The 15,287-nt window shown below is 71.9% G+C and carries 15 protein-coding genes and 1 pseudogene; 11 read left to right on the top strand and 5 right to left on the bottom strand.

Going from position 1 to position 15,287, the window contains the following annotated elements:
* Positions 1–32 precede the first annotated feature (32 nt).
* Complete coding sequence (locus VGX25_RS07960; protein WP_326916973.1) at positions 33–749, top strand: TetR/AcrR family transcriptional regulator; 717 nt, start codon at positions 33–35, stop codon at positions 747–749.
* Between the two features lie 627 nt (positions 750–1,376).
* Here the strand turns inward: VGX25_RS07960 and VGX25_RS07965 are convergent.
* On the bottom strand, positions 1,377–2,321 hold the full coding sequence (locus VGX25_RS07965; RefSeq protein WP_326916974.1) for a DMT family transporter: 945 nt from the start codon (positions 2,319–2,321) through the stop codon (positions 1,377–1,379).
* Positions 2,322–2,398: 77 nt separating this feature from the next.
* On the opposite strand from VGX25_RS07965, the gene VGX25_RS07970 reads away from it, so the two are divergent.
* Positions 2,399–3,223, top strand: coding sequence for an aldo/keto reductase (locus tag VGX25_RS07970; RefSeq protein WP_326916975.1), 825 nt, complete (start codon positions 2,399–2,401; stop codon positions 3,221–3,223).
* Here the strand turns inward: VGX25_RS07970 and VGX25_RS07975 are convergent.
* The 4 genes from VGX25_RS07975 to VGX25_RS07990 form a co-directional block, all read right to left on the bottom strand.
* Positions 3,220–4,104, bottom strand: coding sequence for a 3-methyladenine DNA glycosylase (locus VGX25_RS07975; protein ID WP_326917042.1), 885 nt, complete (start codon positions 4,102–4,104; stop codon positions 3,220–3,222). The genes VGX25_RS07970 and VGX25_RS07975 overlap by 4 nt on opposite strands.
* 151 nt (positions 4,105–4,255) lie before the next feature.
* Positions 4,256–5,302, bottom strand: coding sequence for a hemolysin family protein (locus tag VGX25_RS07980; RefSeq protein WP_326916976.1), 1,047 nt, complete (start codon positions 5,300–5,302; stop codon positions 4,256–4,258).
* A gap of 103 nt (positions 5,303–5,405) precedes the next feature.
* Entirely contained in the window at positions 5,406–6,725 is a 1,320-nt protein-coding gene (locus VGX25_RS07985) for a hemolysin family protein (protein WP_326916977.1), read from the bottom strand.
* Between the two features lie 138 nt (positions 6,726–6,863).
* Positions 6,864–7,460, bottom strand: a complete 597-nt coding sequence (locus VGX25_RS07990) for a helix-turn-helix domain-containing protein (RefSeq protein ID WP_326916978.1) — start codon at positions 7,458–7,460, stop codon at positions 6,864–6,866.
* 74 nt (positions 7,461–7,534) lie between these two features.
* Between VGX25_RS07990 and VGX25_RS07995 the strand changes: the two genes are divergently transcribed.
* The 9 genes and pseudogenes from VGX25_RS07995 (at position 7,535) to VGX25_RS08035 (ending at position 15,258) form a co-directional block, all read left to right on the top strand.
* Positions 7,535–7,786, top strand: a complete 252-nt coding sequence (locus VGX25_RS07995) for a hypothetical protein (protein ID WP_326916979.1) — start codon at positions 7,535–7,537, stop codon at positions 7,784–7,786.
* On the top strand, positions 7,783–8,286 hold the full coding sequence (locus VGX25_RS08000) for a hypothetical protein (protein WP_326916980.1): 504 nt from the start codon (positions 7,783–7,785) through the stop codon (positions 8,284–8,286). Before VGX25_RS07995 ends, VGX25_RS08000 begins: the two co-directional genes overlap by 4 nt.
* 140 nt (positions 8,287–8,426) lie before the next feature.
* Positions 8,427–9,674 carry an ergothioneine biosynthesis glutamate--cysteine ligase EgtA gene (egtA, locus tag VGX25_RS08005; protein WP_326916981.1) on the top strand — a complete coding sequence of 416 codons (1,248 nt, stop codon included), beginning with the start codon at positions 8,427–8,429 and terminating at the stop codon, positions 9,672–9,674.
* A complete protein-coding gene (egtB, locus tag VGX25_RS08010; RefSeq protein WP_326916982.1) occupies positions 9,671–10,981 on the top strand; it encodes an ergothioneine biosynthesis protein EgtB in 1,311 nt (436 codons plus the stop codon). The genes egtA and egtB overlap by 4 nt, the downstream gene beginning before the upstream one ends.
* 13 nt (positions 10,982–10,994) lie before the next feature.
* Positions 10,995–11,693: pseudogene (egtC, locus tag VGX25_RS08015) on the top strand (ergothioneine biosynthesis protein EgtC); the annotation flags it as partial.
* Positions 11,694–11,792: 99 nt separating this feature from the next.
* Positions 11,793–12,752 carry an L-histidine N(alpha)-methyltransferase gene (gene egtD, locus VGX25_RS08020; RefSeq protein WP_326917043.1) on the top strand — a complete coding sequence of 320 codons (960 nt, stop codon included), beginning with the start codon at positions 11,793–11,795 and terminating at the stop codon, positions 12,750–12,752.
* Positions 12,753–13,130 carry a VOC family protein gene (locus VGX25_RS08025; protein ID WP_326916983.1) on the top strand — a complete coding sequence of 126 codons (378 nt, stop codon included), beginning with the start codon at positions 12,753–12,755 and terminating at the stop codon, positions 13,128–13,130.
* 39 nt (positions 13,131–13,169) lie between these two features.
* The gene (locus tag VGX25_RS08030; RefSeq protein ID WP_326916984.1) at positions 13,170–13,793 is read left to right on the top strand and encodes a TetR/AcrR family transcriptional regulator; all 624 of its coding nucleotides are present in this window, start codon (positions 13,170–13,172) and stop codon (positions 13,791–13,793) included.
* 16 nt (positions 13,794–13,809) lie between these two features.
* Positions 13,810–15,258: a cytochrome P450 gene (locus VGX25_RS08035; protein WP_326916985.1), complete on the top strand. Its 1,449-nt coding sequence runs from the start codon at positions 13,810–13,812 to the stop codon at positions 15,256–15,258.
* Positions 15,259–15,287: the final 29 nt, after the last annotated feature.

Below are 15,287 nucleotides of genomic sequence, written 5' to 3' on the forward strand. Positions count from 1 at the left end.
CACTGCTCTCGAATGTGTGCAATACTCCCCACATGGCCGACAAGACGACGACGCCCCCCGCGGCCGGCTCCATCCGTGCCCGCGTCCGAGCGGAGATGATCGACCAGATCAAGACCATCGCCCGCCGGCACATCGAAGCCGAGGGTGCCAACCTGTCCCTGCGCGCCGTCGCCCGGGACCTTGGCGTCGTCTCCTCCGCGCTGTACCGGTACTTCGCCAACCGCGACGACCTGCTCACCGCGCTCATCATCGACGCATACGACTCGCTCGGCGACGCGGCCGAACGCGCCGACGCCGCGGTCCCCGACCGCTCCGACGTCCTCGCCCGCTGGCTCGCCGTCGCCCACGCCCTGCGCACCTGGTCGGTCGACCGCCCCCACGAGTACGCGTTGATCTACGGCAGCCCAGTGCCCGGCTACGCCGCCCCCCGGGACACCGTCGAACCCTCCACCCGGCCGGTCATGGTCCTCGGCGCCATCCTCGCCGACGCCAAAGCCGCCCGCCGCCTGTCCAACGAGAACGCGACCCCTATCCCCACCGCCCTCCGCCTTGAGATCCTCCGCGTCGCCGAGACCATCGGCGCAAAGGTCACCGCCCCAATCATGGCCCGCGCCATGATCGCCTGGACCCAACTCTTCGGCGCCATCAGCTTCGAGGTCTTCGGCCGCCTCAACAACACCATCGACCACCGCACCGACTGGTACGACTACCAAGCCCGCACCATGGCCACCTTCATCGGCCTCACCTAACCGCACCCACCACGCCAGCCAACCACCGAGCCAAACCACGGCGCCACCCCGCCAACCGGGCTCCGGCAACTCGACCTACCGGAACGCGCCACACGGCCACCCCACCGCCGAACACCCCTACCCGAAGGCGAGACACGCCGAGCCCCGACCACGATCCCCGGGCGTGTCCCGCGCTCAGGTAGCCATATGACGCGCTCGCGCAGGCGAGTGACGCGCCCCGGCTCAACCCCGCGGGCCACCCGGCCGGCACCGGACTGTGCCGGACCCCTGACCCCCGCTAGCCGGCAGCCGCCGGCGCAACCGACCCCGGCTGCCGAGCCCCGCGCCCCACCCCCGCTAGCCGGCAGCCGCCCACGCCGCCCAACCGACACCCGAGCCCCGCAGCCCACCCCGCCAGCCGGCAGTCGCCAACGGCAATCAGCCACCAGCGAAACCACGGCGGCCCACCCCGCCAACCGGCAGCCGAGCCCCGGCGCCTCACCCCGCCAGCCGGCAGCCGCCCACGCAACCCAACCGGCAGCCGAGCCCCGCGGCCCACCCCGCCGACCGCCGCCCGCCAACGGCAACTAGCCACCAGCCGAACCACGGCGCCCCACCCCCCGGACCCCACCCGGGCCCCGGCTCCCACTAACCGACCAACTCGCCGCCGATGTCGGGCAGCGGCCGGGATCTGGGCACCCTCGGAGACCGAGCGAGCGCGAGGAGGCGGGGCGGCAGGGTGCCGCCGGTGGAGAGCCAGGAGCCGGCGATGATCAGGAGGAAGCCGGCGGCGACGGTGGCGGTGAGGGGTTCGCCGAGGAGGGTGACGCCGAGGATGACGGCCACCGCCGGGTTGATGTAGGTGATCACGGTGGCCCGGCCGGGGCCGGTTTCGGTGATGAGGGCGGCGTAGGCGACGAGGGCGACCGCGGTGCAGAGCAGGCCGAGGGCGGCGAGGCTGAGCCAGACTCCCGGGCTCGGCACGGTGGCCGGCAGGTTGAGCATGGCCGCGGGAGCCAGGACGACGACGGCGACCACGCTGGCGGCGGCGATCACGGCGACCGTGGAGACGTCGGACAGCCGTAGCTTCAGCACGAAGGTGCCGCCGGCGTAGCAGAGCGTGGCGAGCAGGATCAGGGCGGCGCCGAGGAGCTGGGCGGGTCCGCCGGTGAGGTCGAACCCGAGCACCAGCCCGACCCCGGACAGCCCGATGAGCATGCCCACGAGCCGCATCCCCGAGGCCCGCTCGGTGACGTCGATCCACATGGCGAGCAGCGCGACGAGCAGCGGCAGGGTGGCGATCAGCAGGCCGGCCAGCGAGGACGACACCCACTTCTCGCCGTAGGTGATCAGCAGGAACGGGGCGATGATCTCCAGTGCGGCCAGCGCGAGCACCGCGCGCCACCGGCGCAGGACGGGCCTGAGCGCGCCCCGGCGGATCGCCAGCGGCAGCAGAACCAGGACGGTGAGCAGGGTGCGGACGAAGACGATCATGGTCGGGTGGACCTCGCCGACCGCGATCTTGATGAAGAAGTAGGGCGTGCCCCACACGATCGAGACCAACCCAAACAGAAACCACGCTCGTGCCGACATGACCCGGATGTTGCCAGACGACGCCGACAAGATCGCGCTAGTTTTGACCGGGAGGCCCAAGCGTTTGGAGGCCAGGCGTGACCACTGTTCCGAACCTGACGCTCAACGACGGCGCCCGCATGCCGCAGCTGGGGCTCGGCGTGTGGCAGGTGCCCAACCACACCGTGGTCGGCGTGGTGCGGACCGCGATCGAGGCCGGCTACCGCAGCATCGACACGGCCGCGCTCTACCGCAACGAGTCCGGCGTCGGCGAGGCGATCGCGAGAGCCGAGGTGCCGCGCGAAGAGCTGTTCATCACGACCAAGTTGTGGAACACCGACCAGGGCTACGACGGCGCGATGCGCGCGTTCGACGAGAGCATCCGCAAGCTCCGCCTCGAGTACGTCGATCTCTACCTGATCCACTGGCCCACCCCGGCCAGAAACCGTTACGTGGAAACGTGGAAGGCGTTCGAGAAGCTCAAGGCGGACGGCCGGGTGCGCTCGATCGGCGTGTCCAACTTCCACATCCCGCACCTGCAACGCATCCTCGACGAGTCCGAGACCGTGCCCGCGGTCAACCAGGTCGAGCTGCACCCCAACCTGCCGCAGACGGAGCTACGCGCCTTCCACGACCGGCACGGCATCGTCACCGAGGCGTGGAGCCCGCTGGCACAGGGCAAGCTGCTGCGCGACCGCAGGATCCTCGGCCTGGCCCAGAAGTACGGCAAGTCCCCGGCGCAGATCATCCTGCGCTGGCACCTGCAGAACAACATCGTGGTGATCCCGAAGTCGGTCACGCCGTCGCGGATCCGGGAGAACATCGACGTGTTCGGCTTCGAGCTGGCCGACGATGACCTGCGCGCGCTGGCCGAGCTCGACAATGGCCGCCGCACCGGTCTCGACCCGGACACCTTCAGCTAGCCGCCGAGCAGGACCCGGCAGACCTCGATCAACCGGGCGCGCAGCGGCGCGGCGCGGCGGGTGTACGCCGCCTGGGCCCGGCGGTACGTGGCGCGCCCCTGCTCGGTCTCGATCGGTATCGGCGGGTAGCCGAGCGCGCTCAGGTCGTACGGGCTCGCCCGCATGTCCAGCGCCCGCAACTCCACGGCCAGCTCGAAGCAGTCGGCCACCAGATCGGAGGGAACGTACGGGTCCAATTTGTACGCCCACTTGAACAGATCCATGTTGGCGTGCAGGCAACCGGGTTGCTCCAGCTCGATCTGCCGGGGCCGGCTCGGCCGCAGCGTGTTGAGCGGGCGCGCCGGCGGGGTGAAGAACCGGTAGGCGTCGAAGTGCGTGCAGTGCACCGGAAGCGACTCCACCACCCGGTCGGTGCCGCGGGCGCCCAACCGCAGCGGCCACGCGTGCCGCACGGATCCGGCGTCCTGCCGGTACACCATGGCCCACTCGTGCAGCCCGTAGCAGCCCAGCCTGGGTGTGCGGGACGCGGTCGCGGTGAGCAGGTCGTGCACGAACCGGACGGTCCCGACACGCGGGCCGAGCGTGCCGAGGTCCAGCGCTATACCGTCCACACAGGACGAATAGGCCGGCCAGCGGAGGTACTCGCGGGCGCCGCGCCCGGCGAGCACGACACCGGGACCCGGATGCCAGCGCCGCAGCCGCGCCGGCCGGTGCGAGTAGTAGCTGAACATGAAGTCCAGCACCGGATGCTTCTCGCCGCGGGACTGCCGCCGCTGGTGCGGGTCGGTCCACCGGCGGACCCTGGCCTCGTGGGCCGCCCGCCGGGCCCGCCACTCGGGCTCGTCAAGAACGACGTTCTCCGACTCGGGAATGTCGGCCATGGTCTTGGGTCGCTTCACCGGAACGCTCCTCGGGCAGGCCTCGTTCCTCGGAGACGCCGGAGTATCGATTGGTTCGCTCCGCAAGCTCCGCTCACCCTCGTCGCGGTGGGCCGACTCCCCGGCCCGGCATTCCGCAAGTTCCATGCCGCCATCAGCCACTGCCCGTGTGCGTGCCGTCGCGCACGGTCCCAACGTACTCCTCGACCAGGTCCTCGAGGGCCACGACGCCGAGCACCGCGCCGTCCGGCCCGACGGCCTTGGCCAGGTGGCTCTGCACCCGGCGCAGCGCGGCCATGGCCTCGTCCAGCCGGGAGTCGGCGGGCAGCTCGGGCAGGCCGCGGACGCGCGACCACGGAACCGGGGTGGCCGGGTCGGCGCCGGCCAGGTCGAGCACGTCCTTCACGTGCAGGTAGCCGTTGAGCCGGCCGCCGGCCATCCGCACCGGGAACCGGGAGAACCCGGTGGCCTGGACGGCCGCGGCGATGTCGCCCACGGTGGGCTGGAACGGCACGGTCTTCACCGCGTCGATCGGCACGAGCACGTCGGCGACGGTGCGCCCGGTCGACGACAGCGTCTTGGCCAGCCGCCGGTGCTCGGCGGGCTCCAGCAGTCCCTCGCGCCGCGACTCGGCGATCAGCGTGGCCAGCTCGTCGGGCGTGTAGGCGCTTTCCAGCTCGTCCTTGGGCTCCACCTTCATCAGCCGCAGCACCGCCCGCGACACCGCGGTGAACAGGTCGAGCACCGGCCGGACCAGCCGGCAGAACGCGTAGTGCACCGGCACCAGCAGCATCGCCACCCGCTCCGGCCCGGCGATCGCCAGGTTCTTCGGCACCATCTCGCCGATCAGCGTGTGCAGCGCGGTCATGATGATCAGCGAAAGGGCGAAGGCCACGACGTGCACCACCGACTCGGGCACCCCGATCGCCCCGAACGGCCGCCCGAGCAGCCCGGCGATCACCGGCTCGGCCAGCAGCAGCAGGCCCAGCGAGCACACCGTGATGCCCAGCTGCGCGCCGGCCACGAGCAGCGGCAGGTGCCGGCCCGCCTCGATCACGGTGCTGGCCCTGCGGTGCCCGTCCTCGGCCAGCCCCTCCAGCCGGTCCCGCCGGGCGGTGATGATCGCGAACTCGGCGCCGACGAAGAACCCGTTGCCCAGCAACAGAATCAGCGTGACCACAAGGGCCAGGGCGTCGTTCATGCCAGCACCTCGCAAGCTCGGTAGCCGGCAGAACCCAGCCGAAAGCTCGCTCCTTCCTCGGCGGCGGGGCAGTGTTGATCATTCGCTCCGCAGGCTCCGCTCCTCATGCGCCCGCCTCGGCGATCCGGGCGACGCGCAGCTCGGCGATCCGGTGCCGATCCATGCGCAGCACGGTGATCCGCCAGCCGTCGACCCGGATTTCGTCGTTGACCTCGGGGATCCGGCCGAGCCGGGTGAGCACCAGCCCGGCCAGCGTCTCGTAGTCGCCCGGCGGCATGCGAAAGCCGGTGGCCTCGGCGACCTCGTCGTCGCGCAGCAGGCCGGAGACGATCCAGCTGTCCCGGCCGAGCGGCCGCACCGGGTTGATCTCCCGGCGGTCGTGCTCGTCGCGGACGTCGCCGACGATCTCCTCCACCAGGTCCTCGAGGGTGACCAGCCCCGCGGTCCCGCCGTACTCGTCGACCACGAGCGCGACCTGCAGGCTGGTGCCGCGCAGCCGCTCGAGCAGGGTGTCGCCGTCCAGGCTCTCCGGGACGGTGAGCACCGGCCGGGCCAGCGTCGCCACCGTGGTGCTGGCGCGCTTGTCCGCCGGCACCCCGAACACCTGCTTGACGTGCACGATCCCGCCGACGTCGTCGAGGTCGCCGCCGTGCACCGGGAACCGGGAGAACCCGGTCCGGCCGGCGAGCGAAACCAGGTCGAGCACGGTCGCGTCCGCGCGCAACGCCTCCACCTGCACCCGCGGCGTCATCAGCTCCTCGGCCGTGCGGTCGCCGAACCGCAGCGAGCGGTCCAGCAGCGTCGCGGTGCCGACGTCGAGCGTGCCCAGCGCGGCGCTGGACCGCACCAGCGAGCCGAGCTCCTCGGGGGACCGGGCCGACCGCAGCTCCTCGGCGGGCTCGACGCCCAGCCGGCGCACGGTCCAGTTCGCCGCCCCGTTCAGCCCGCTGATCAGCCAGCGCAGGGTCGCCGAGAACCGCACCTGCGCCCCGGCGACGGCCCTTGCGGTCTGCAGCGGCCGGGCGATGGCCAGGTTCTTCGGCACCAGCTCGCCGAACACCATGGACAGCGCCGTGGCCAGCACCAGCGAGACGGTCACCGCGATCGGGCCGACCGCGCCGTGCGGCACGCCGAGCGCGTCAAGGCCGGGCTCGATCAGGTACGCGATCGCGGGCTCGGCGACGTAGCCGGTGATCAGCGTGGTGATCGTGATGCCGACCTGCGCCCCGGACAGCTGGAACGACAGCGTGCGGTGGGCCCGCTGGATGTGCCGGGCCTTGCGGTCGCCGGCCGCGGCCAGCCGGTCGGCCGTGCTGCGCTCCAGCGTGGTCAGGGAGAACTCCGCGGCGACGAAGAACGCGGTGCCAAGAATCAGCAGCACCATGGCGACCAGGCCGAGCACGCTGAGGATCACTCCGGTCACCGTGGGAGTCACTCCTCGAGAAGGTCATGGCAGGTCGCGGTTGGACCTTGGAGTGTAGAGGCATACACGAGCGAGGCCTGAACGGCCACGACCGCCGAGCGGCGAGAATCTCCACGGACGGGACAAATCCGGGCGGTCCTAGCCCTGCGCATCGATCCCGCGCCGGTGGCGCCGGACGCTGTCCTCGACCAGGTCGAGCACCTGCTCGAGGTCGTCGGCCGGCAGCCCCATGGCCAGGTGCGACACCAGGCCCTCGAGGACCAACTCCAGAAACGAGGTGAGCACATCGATGTCGACGTCGGCCCGCAGCTTGCCCGCCTCGCGCTGGTTGATCAGCCGACGCCGGGTAGCGGCCGTGAGCTCCCTGGACCGCTCGGCCCAGCGCGCCCGGAACTCGGGGTCGGTCCGCAGCCGGCGGGACACCTCCAGCCGGGTGCCGAGCCAGTCCGCGGACTCCTCACCGTCCTTTGTGGACAATAAATCGCGCATCACCTGGACCAGCCCGTGCCGCGCCACGACCTCCGCCATCCGGTGCGCCTCGTCCTCGGCCAGCGCCAGGAACAGCGACTCCTTGTCCCGGAAGTGGTGGAAGATCGCGCCCCGGGACAGACCGGTGGCCTCCTCGAGCCGCCGGACCGTGGCGCCCTCGTAGCCGTGCCGGGCGAAGCAGGCGCGGGCGCCGTCGAGGATCTGGCGACGGCGCGCGTCGAGGTGATCTTGGCTGACCCGTGGCACGAGTCGATCGTGTCAGCACGCCTGACCGTGTGCAATCCGTACGTACGTACTGGTGATCAGGGGAGGTGCCGCTCATGGAGGCCCAGACCATCGGGTTCATCCTGGCCAGCGAGGACATCGCCGAGCTCGAGGAGCTGGTCGCGTACTTCGGGGCCGGCAACCGCTCGGCCTACCTCAGGACGACGTTGAAGGTCATGCGCTCGGTCATGCTCGCCGAGGAGCTGCGGGAGCTGCAGGCCTACGGGGAGGGCCGGCTGGCGGACCAGGTGATGACCGTTGACGACGTCACCGAGATCACTCGACGGGTGCTCAAGGGCCTGGGGTGAAACCAGCGATCCCGGTCGTCTTCGACGTCAACGTCCTGGTCGGGGCCGTTGCCGGGGGCAGCAGCCCGTTCCACTCGTGGCCGTCGCCGCCCCGGCTGTCCGGCAACGCCTGCGCGGACTGCCTCGGCATTGTGGTCGACGCCGCGGTGTTCGCGCTGTGGCTGTCGCCGCGCCTGCTCGACAACGCCGGCAACGTGCTGGCCGAGGGGCTCGGCTGGGCACAGGAGCGGATCGACCAGTTCACCGGCGCGCTGACCCGGATCGCCGAGCACAGCGGCGGTCAGATCGTCACCCCGGCGGCGACCGTCGCGGACTGCCCGGACTGGGAGCACAACCGCCTGCTCGACCTGGCGACCGAGGTCGGCGCCCTGCTGATCGTGTCCAACGACATCGAGCTGACCGCGATGTCCCCCTGGCGCGGCACCCCGATCCTGCTGCCGCACGAGTTCACCGCGAAGGTCGACATCATGCGCCGCCACCGCCGCCCGAGAAGCAGGTAGGCCCGCGGCGAGTCGTATGCCGCGGCAACCGAGTCGGACGGCGCACGTGGTCCACCGACCAGGCGAGCACGCTCGCGACCGGAAACTGTCGGCCGGCGCGTGTAGGTTCGAATTTGATCCCTGGGAGGGGGTGTAGGTCGGTGACCGCTGTTCATCGCGCGGACATCGCCGAGCCCGAGCGCCGGCGACTCCGCGACCGCGTCGAGGCGGAAGCGTATGTCGCTTCGGTCTGTTTCAAGCACGGACCACCGCGGCTCCTCGGCGTCGAGCTGGAATGGACCGTCCACCACGAGGACGATCCCCGGCGGCCCCTCGACGCCGCGCACCTCGCCGCCGCGCTCGGCGCCCACGCGCCGCGCACGCTCGTTCCCGACAGTCCACAGCTCCCGCTTCCCGCAGGCTCTCCGTTGAGTCTTGAGCCCGGGGGGCAGGTTGAGGTTTCCTCTCTTCCCCACGCCAGCCTGGCCGAGCTGTTCGCCAGCGTCACGGCCGACATCGGCGCGCTCGCCGAGCTGCTGTCCGCGGCCGGCCTCGTGCTCGGCCAGCGCGGCACCGATCCCTACCGGTTCCCGCGCCGCCTGCTGGACACCCCGCGCTACTCGGCCATGGAGCGGGCGTTCGCCCCGATCGGCCCGCACGGCATCACGATGATGTGCTGCACGGCCGCGCTGCAGGTGTGCGTGGACGCCGGGCAGCCGGAGACCGTGGCCAGCAGGTGGGCCGCGGTCAGCGCACTGGGGCCGGTGCTGGCGGCGGTGTTCGCCAACTCGCCCGACCTCGCCGGCCGCCCCACCGGGTGGGCGTCGGCCCGGCTGCGCTCGGTCCTCGGCGTCGACCCGGTCCGCAGCAGCCCGTCGGAGATCACCGCCGATCCGGTCGCCGACTGGTCCCGCCGGGTGCTGGACACGCCGCTGCTGTGCGTGCGCGGGCCGGGCGACTGCTGGGACGCGCCGCCGGGCATGACGTTCGCCGACTGGATGGCCGGCGGGTTGCCCGAGCCGCCCACCGTCGACGACCTGGCGTACCACGTGTCCACGCTGTTCACCCCGGTCCGCCCGCACGGCTACCTCGAGGTGCGCTACCTCGACGCGCAGCCGGGCATGGCCTGGGTGACGCCGACGGCGCTGCTGGCCGCGCTGATGTCGTCCCAGCGCACCGTCGACGCCGTCGTCGAGTTGTGCCTGCCGGTGGCCGACCGGTGGCTGCCGGCGGCCAGGCACGGCCTGGCGGACCCGCCGATCGCCGCCGCCGCGCGGCGCGTCGTCGAGCTCGGGATCCGGGCGCTGCCGGATACCGGCCTACCCGAGGAGGTTGCCGAGACGATCACTGCCGACCTCGACCGCGTGCTGCTTCGGGCAGCCACGAACGGAAGGACGTCCAGAGCATGACCGAAGCATTGCGCGAGCAGGTCGCGGCGCAGCTGCGCCGGGCGCGGGACCGCAGCGTCGGGCTGACCGACGCGGTCGACGACGACGATCTGGTACGTCAGCACTCAAGGCTGATGTCACCCCTGGTGTGGGATCTTGCCCATATCGGCAACCAGGAGGAGCTGTGGCTGGTGCGTGACGTGGGCGGCCGCGAGCCGGTGCGCAGCGACATCGACGAGCTGTACGACGCGTTTCAGCACCCGCGCGCCGACCGGCCCCGGCTGCCGCTGCTGTCCCCGGCCGAGTCGCGCGGCTACGTCCGCGTGGTCCGGGACAAGGTGCTCGACGTGCTCGAGCGGGTCCCGCTGGAGGGCCGCCGGCTGGTGGACAACGGCTTCGCCTTCGGCATGATCGCCCAGCACGAGCAGCAGCACGACGAGACCATGCTGGCCACCCATCAGCTGCGGGTGGGGCCGCCGGTGCTGTCCGCCCCGCCGCCGCCGGCCGCCGCGGGCGCCCCGGCGCGCTCCGAGGTGCTGGTGCCGGGCGGCACGTTCACCATGGGCACCTCGACCGAGCCGTGGGCGCTGGACAACGAGCGGCCGGCGCACGAGGTCCACGTCGACCCGTACTTCATCGACACCGCACCGGTGACCAACGCCGGCTACGCCGCCTTCATCGCCGATGGCGGGTACGACGACCCCCGGTGGTGGAGCGAGGCCGGCTGGGCGTACCGCAAGCACGCCGACCTGACCGCTCCGCGGTTCTGGCAACGCGACGGGGACGGCTGGCTGCGCACCCGGTTCGGCGTGGTCGAGCCGATCCGGCCGGACGAGCCGGTGGTGCACGTGTGCCAGTACGAGGCCAGCGCGTACGCGGCGTGGGCCGGCAAGCGGCTGCCAACCGAGGCGGAGTGGGAGATGGCCGCCCGGTTCGACCCGGCAACCGGTCGCTCCCGCCGATTCCCTTGGGGCGACGAGGATCCCGGGCCCGAGCACGCCAACCTCGGCCAGCGCCACCTGCATCCGGCGCCGGTGGGCGCCTACCCGGCCGGCGCGTCCCCGCTCGGCGTGCACCAGCTCATCGGCGACGTGTGGGAGTGGACGAGCACCGATTTCACCGGCTACCCGGGGTTCGTCGCCTTCCCGTACCGGGAGTACTCCGAGGTGTTCTTCGGCAGCGAGTACAAGGTGCTGCGCGGCGGCTCGTTCGGCACCGACCCGGTGGCCTGCCGCGGCACGTTCCGCAACTGGGACTACCCGATCCGCCGGCAGATCTTCGCCGGCTTCCGGTGCGCGCGCGACGCCGCGCCGGACGAGGCAGGGTGAGGAGGGTTCGCCGGTGTGCCGGCATCTTGCTTATCTCGGGCCGCGGGTGACGCTGCCCGAGCTGCTGTTCGACAAGCCGCACTCGTTGCTGCGGCAGACCTGGGCGCCGTCCGACATGCGTGGCGGTGGGACGGTCAATGTGGACGGGTTCGGTGTCGGCTGGTATCCGGACGCGGCCGCCGAGCCGGTCCGCTACCGCCGTTCGGTTCCCATGTGGACGGACGAGGCGTTCGCGTCGGTGGCCGGCGCCGCGTCGAGCACCGCGGTGCTGGCCGCGGTCCGCTCGGCCACGGTCGGCATGCCGGCGACCGACGGCGCGTGCGCGCCGTTCGCCGAGGATTCCTGGCTGTTCAGCCATAACGGGATGATCCTCGGCTGGCCGGAGAGCGTCGCCGGGTTGGCCGAGCGGCTGCCGGTGGTGGACCTGCTGACGCTGGACGCCCCGACCGACAGCGCGCTGCTCTGGGCGCTGGTGCGCGACCGGCTGCGCGCCGGCGAGCCGGTCGACGCGGTGGTCGCCGCGGTGGCGCTGGAGATCGCCGAGATCGCCCCTGGCTCCCGGCTCAACCTCCTGCTCACCGACGGCCGGACGCTGGTCGCGACCACCTGGTGGCACTCGCTGTCGCTGCTGTGCACACCGGACGCGGTGGTGGTGTCCTCCGAGCCGTGGGACGACGATCCCCGCTGGTCGCTTGTGGACGATAGGCGGCTGGTCGTGGCGTCGCTCGGCGAGGACGGGCGGCCCCGGGTCGACGTGCGGCCGCTGGCGTCCGGGTCGACCGACGCGCACGTCCGGACGCCCGAGCCGGTCATCGAGGTGCACCTGGCCGAGGGCCACGCCGCGCGGTCGCTGGCCGCCGACGTCCGCGCCGGGCTCACCGCCACGCCGAAGTCGTTGCCGCCCAAGTGGTTCTACGACGCGTACGGCAGCGAGCTGTTCGAGCGGATCACCCGGCTGGACGAGTACTACCCGACGAGGGCCGAGCGGGAGATCCTGGCCGCGCGGGCCCCGGAGATCGCCAGGCGGACCTCGGCGCACACCCTGGTCGAGCTCGGCTCCGGCTCCTCGGAGAAGACCAGGCTGCTGCTGGATGCCATGCGGGGCAACGCAACCCTGCGCCAGATCGTCGCGCTGGACGTGTCCGAGACCGCGCTGCGGGAGGCGTCGGCTGCGCTGCACGCGGAGTACCCGTCGGCCGCGGTGCACGGCGTGGTCGGCGACTTCACCGAGCATCTCGGGCTGCTGCCCGGCGAGCCGCCGCGGCTGGTGGCGTTCCTCGGCGGGACGATCGGCAACCTGCTGCCGGACGAGCGGGCCAAGTTCCTCGGCTCGGTGCGCGACGTGCTGCAGCCGGGGGAGTGGCTGCTGCTCGGCACCGACGTGGTCAAGGACCGCGACGTCCTGGTCCGCGCCTACGACGACGCGGCCGGGGTGACCGCCGAGTTCAACCGCAACGTGCTGCGGGTGCTCAACCGCGAGCTGTCCGCTGACTTCGACGTCGACGCGTTCACCCACGTCGCGCTGTGGGACGCCGACAACGAGTGGATCGAGATGCGGCTGCGCGCCGACCGGGCCATGCGGGTGCACATTCCGGCCCTTGCGCTGGAGGTGGAGTTCGCCGAGGGAGAGGAGCTGCGCACGGAGATCTCCGCCAAGTTCCGGCGGGACGCGATCGGGCGGGAGCTGGCCGACGCCGGTTTCGACATGCAGCAGTGGTGGACCGACTCCGAAGGCCGGTTCGGGGTCTCGCTGTCCAGGGCGTCCGACTAGATGATCGGACGCCTGCAGTGCGTGGTGCTCGACTGCCCCGATCCGCTCAAGCTGGCCCAGTTCTACCGGTCGCTGCTGGGCGGCGCGGTCAACAAGCCGGATCGGCGGTGGGCCCTGAGCCGCGACTGGGCCACGCTGCACACGGAATCGGGGCTGGTGCTGGCCTTCCAACGGGCCACCGACTACCGGCCACCCCGGTGGCCCGATCCCGCGCACCCGCAACAGTTCCACCTCGACATCGACGTGGACGACCTCGACGAGGCGCACGCGCTGGTGATCGAGTTCGGCGCCACCCTGCTCGACGACGGGGGCGGGGGGCGCGGCTGGCGCGTCTACGCCGACCCCGCGGGACACCCGTTCTGCCTGGTCGGTCGCTGACCTTGTGTCGATGAGACGGCAGCCGTATCGTCGTCTCACATGGGAGGCAGTCGGCTGCTCGACCGGGTCCGCGGGGCCGGGGCCGAGCCGGACGACACCGTCCGGCAGATCCTCGACGCGGCCGTGGCCACGTTCCAGAACCTCGGCATCCGGCGCACCACGATGGACGACATCGCCAGGGCGGCCAGGCTCGGCCGGGCCACGGTCTACCGCCGGTTCCCGCAGAAGGGCGACCTGGTGCGGGCGGCGCTGCTGCACGAGCTGCGCCGCTTCCTCGCCGAGCTGGACCGCGCCATCGCCGGCGCGCCGACCGTGCGCGAGCGGCTGGTCGAGGGGTTCGTCGCCGGGGTCAGCGGAATCCGGGAGCACCCGCTGCTGAGCCGGTTGCTGGCCACCGAGCCGAACGACGTGCTGCCGTACCTCACCGTCGACGGCGGGCCGATCGTCGCCGCGGCCCGCGCCTACCTGGCCGAGCACATCCGCGACGGCATCGCGGCCGGCGAGGTGACCGTGGCCGATCCCGACCAGACGGCCGAGATCATGGCCCGGATCGCGCACTCGATGGTGCTCACCCCGGCCGGGGTTCTACCGGTCGCCGACGACGAGCCGACCAGGGCGATGGCCCGCACCCAGATCGACGCCCTGCTGCACCACAACGGTTAACGCGAGGAGGCCCGCCATGGTCGCCGTGTCCCAACCCGCCACCCGGGTGGAGAACTCGCGCCTGGTCGACATCCCCACCGACGGCCTGGTCGACCGGCTGCTGCGGCACATCCCGGAGCGACCCGCCGACCTGGCCGCGCCGCCACCGGGCAGCGGGCTCAAGCCCGTCCCCGGCGAGCGCGGCCTGCCATGGCTCGGGCACAGCCTGGAGGCGCTGCGCTACGGTCCCGCCTTCGAGCAGCTCAAGTACCGCCAGCTCGGGCCGGTCCTCTGGGGACGGATGTTCGGCATCCCGATGGTCCACGTCGCCGGCCCGGACGCGCTGCAGGACGTGTACACCAACAAGGACAAGGCGTTCGGGCACGGGTGGGACTTCCTCATCGGCCCGTTCTTCCGGCGTGGCCTGATGCTGATGGACTTCGACGAGCACCTGTTCCACCGCCGGGTCATGCAGGAGGCGTTCACCAGGCCGCGGCTGGCCGGCTACTTCGACACGATCACCGGCCTGGCCGACACGGCGATCCGGCGCTGGCCCCGGCTCACCCGGTTCCCGCTCTACCCGACGGTCAAACGGCTGTCCTTGAGCATCGCCACCGACGTGTTCATGGCCGCCCCGGTCGAGGCCGAGCGGCGGCGGCTGGCCAAGGCCTTCGTGCAGTGCACCCATGCCGGATCGGCGATCCTGCGCTTCCCCGTCCCGGGTGGACGGTGGCTGGCCGGGCTGCGCGGCCGCAAGGTGCTCGAGGACTACTTCGCCCGCATGCTGCCGGCCAAGCGGGCCAGCGTGGACGACGACCTGTTCTCCGCGCTGTGCCACGCCGAGACCGAGGACGGCGAGCGGTTCAGCGATGCCGATGTGATCAACCACATGATCTTCCTGATCATGGCCGCGCACGACACGTCCAGCGTCACCGTCACGGCGGCCGCCTACTACCTCGGCAAGCACCCGGAGTGGCAGGAGCGCGCCCGCGCCGAGTCGCTGGCCCGCGGGGACCGGCCGCTGGACCTGCGCGGCCTCAACGACCTCGGCGCGCTCGACCTGGTGATCAAGGAGACGCTGCGCCTTGTGCCGCCCGTCCCCGGACCGTTCCGCAAGGCGGTGCGCGACACCGACATCCTCGGGCACTACATTCCCGCCGGCACCATGCTCATCCTCGGCACCTGGGTCAATCACCTGCTGCCCGAGTACTGGACCGACCCGCTGCGGTTCGACCCCGAGCGGTTCGCCGAGCCGCGCCGCGAGGACAAGCGGCACCGCTTCGCCTGGCTGCCGTTCGGCGGCGGGGTGCACAAGTGCATCGGCATGCACTTCGGCATGCTCGAGGTCAAGACCGTGCTCGACGCCATGCTGCGGCACTTCCGGTGGAGCTTCCCCGACGACTACGAGGTGCCGTGGGGCTTCACCTCGCTGCCGTTCCCCAAGGACGACCTGCCGATCACACTGTTCCGCCTCTCCGGGCTCTAATGCGGTCGTTGCGTTCCAGCGGATGGTGC

This window comes from Actinophytocola sp. (assembly GCF_035942955.1).
Classification (GTDB): Bacteria; Actinomycetota; Actinomycetes; order Mycobacteriales; family Pseudonocardiaceae; genus DASYTH01.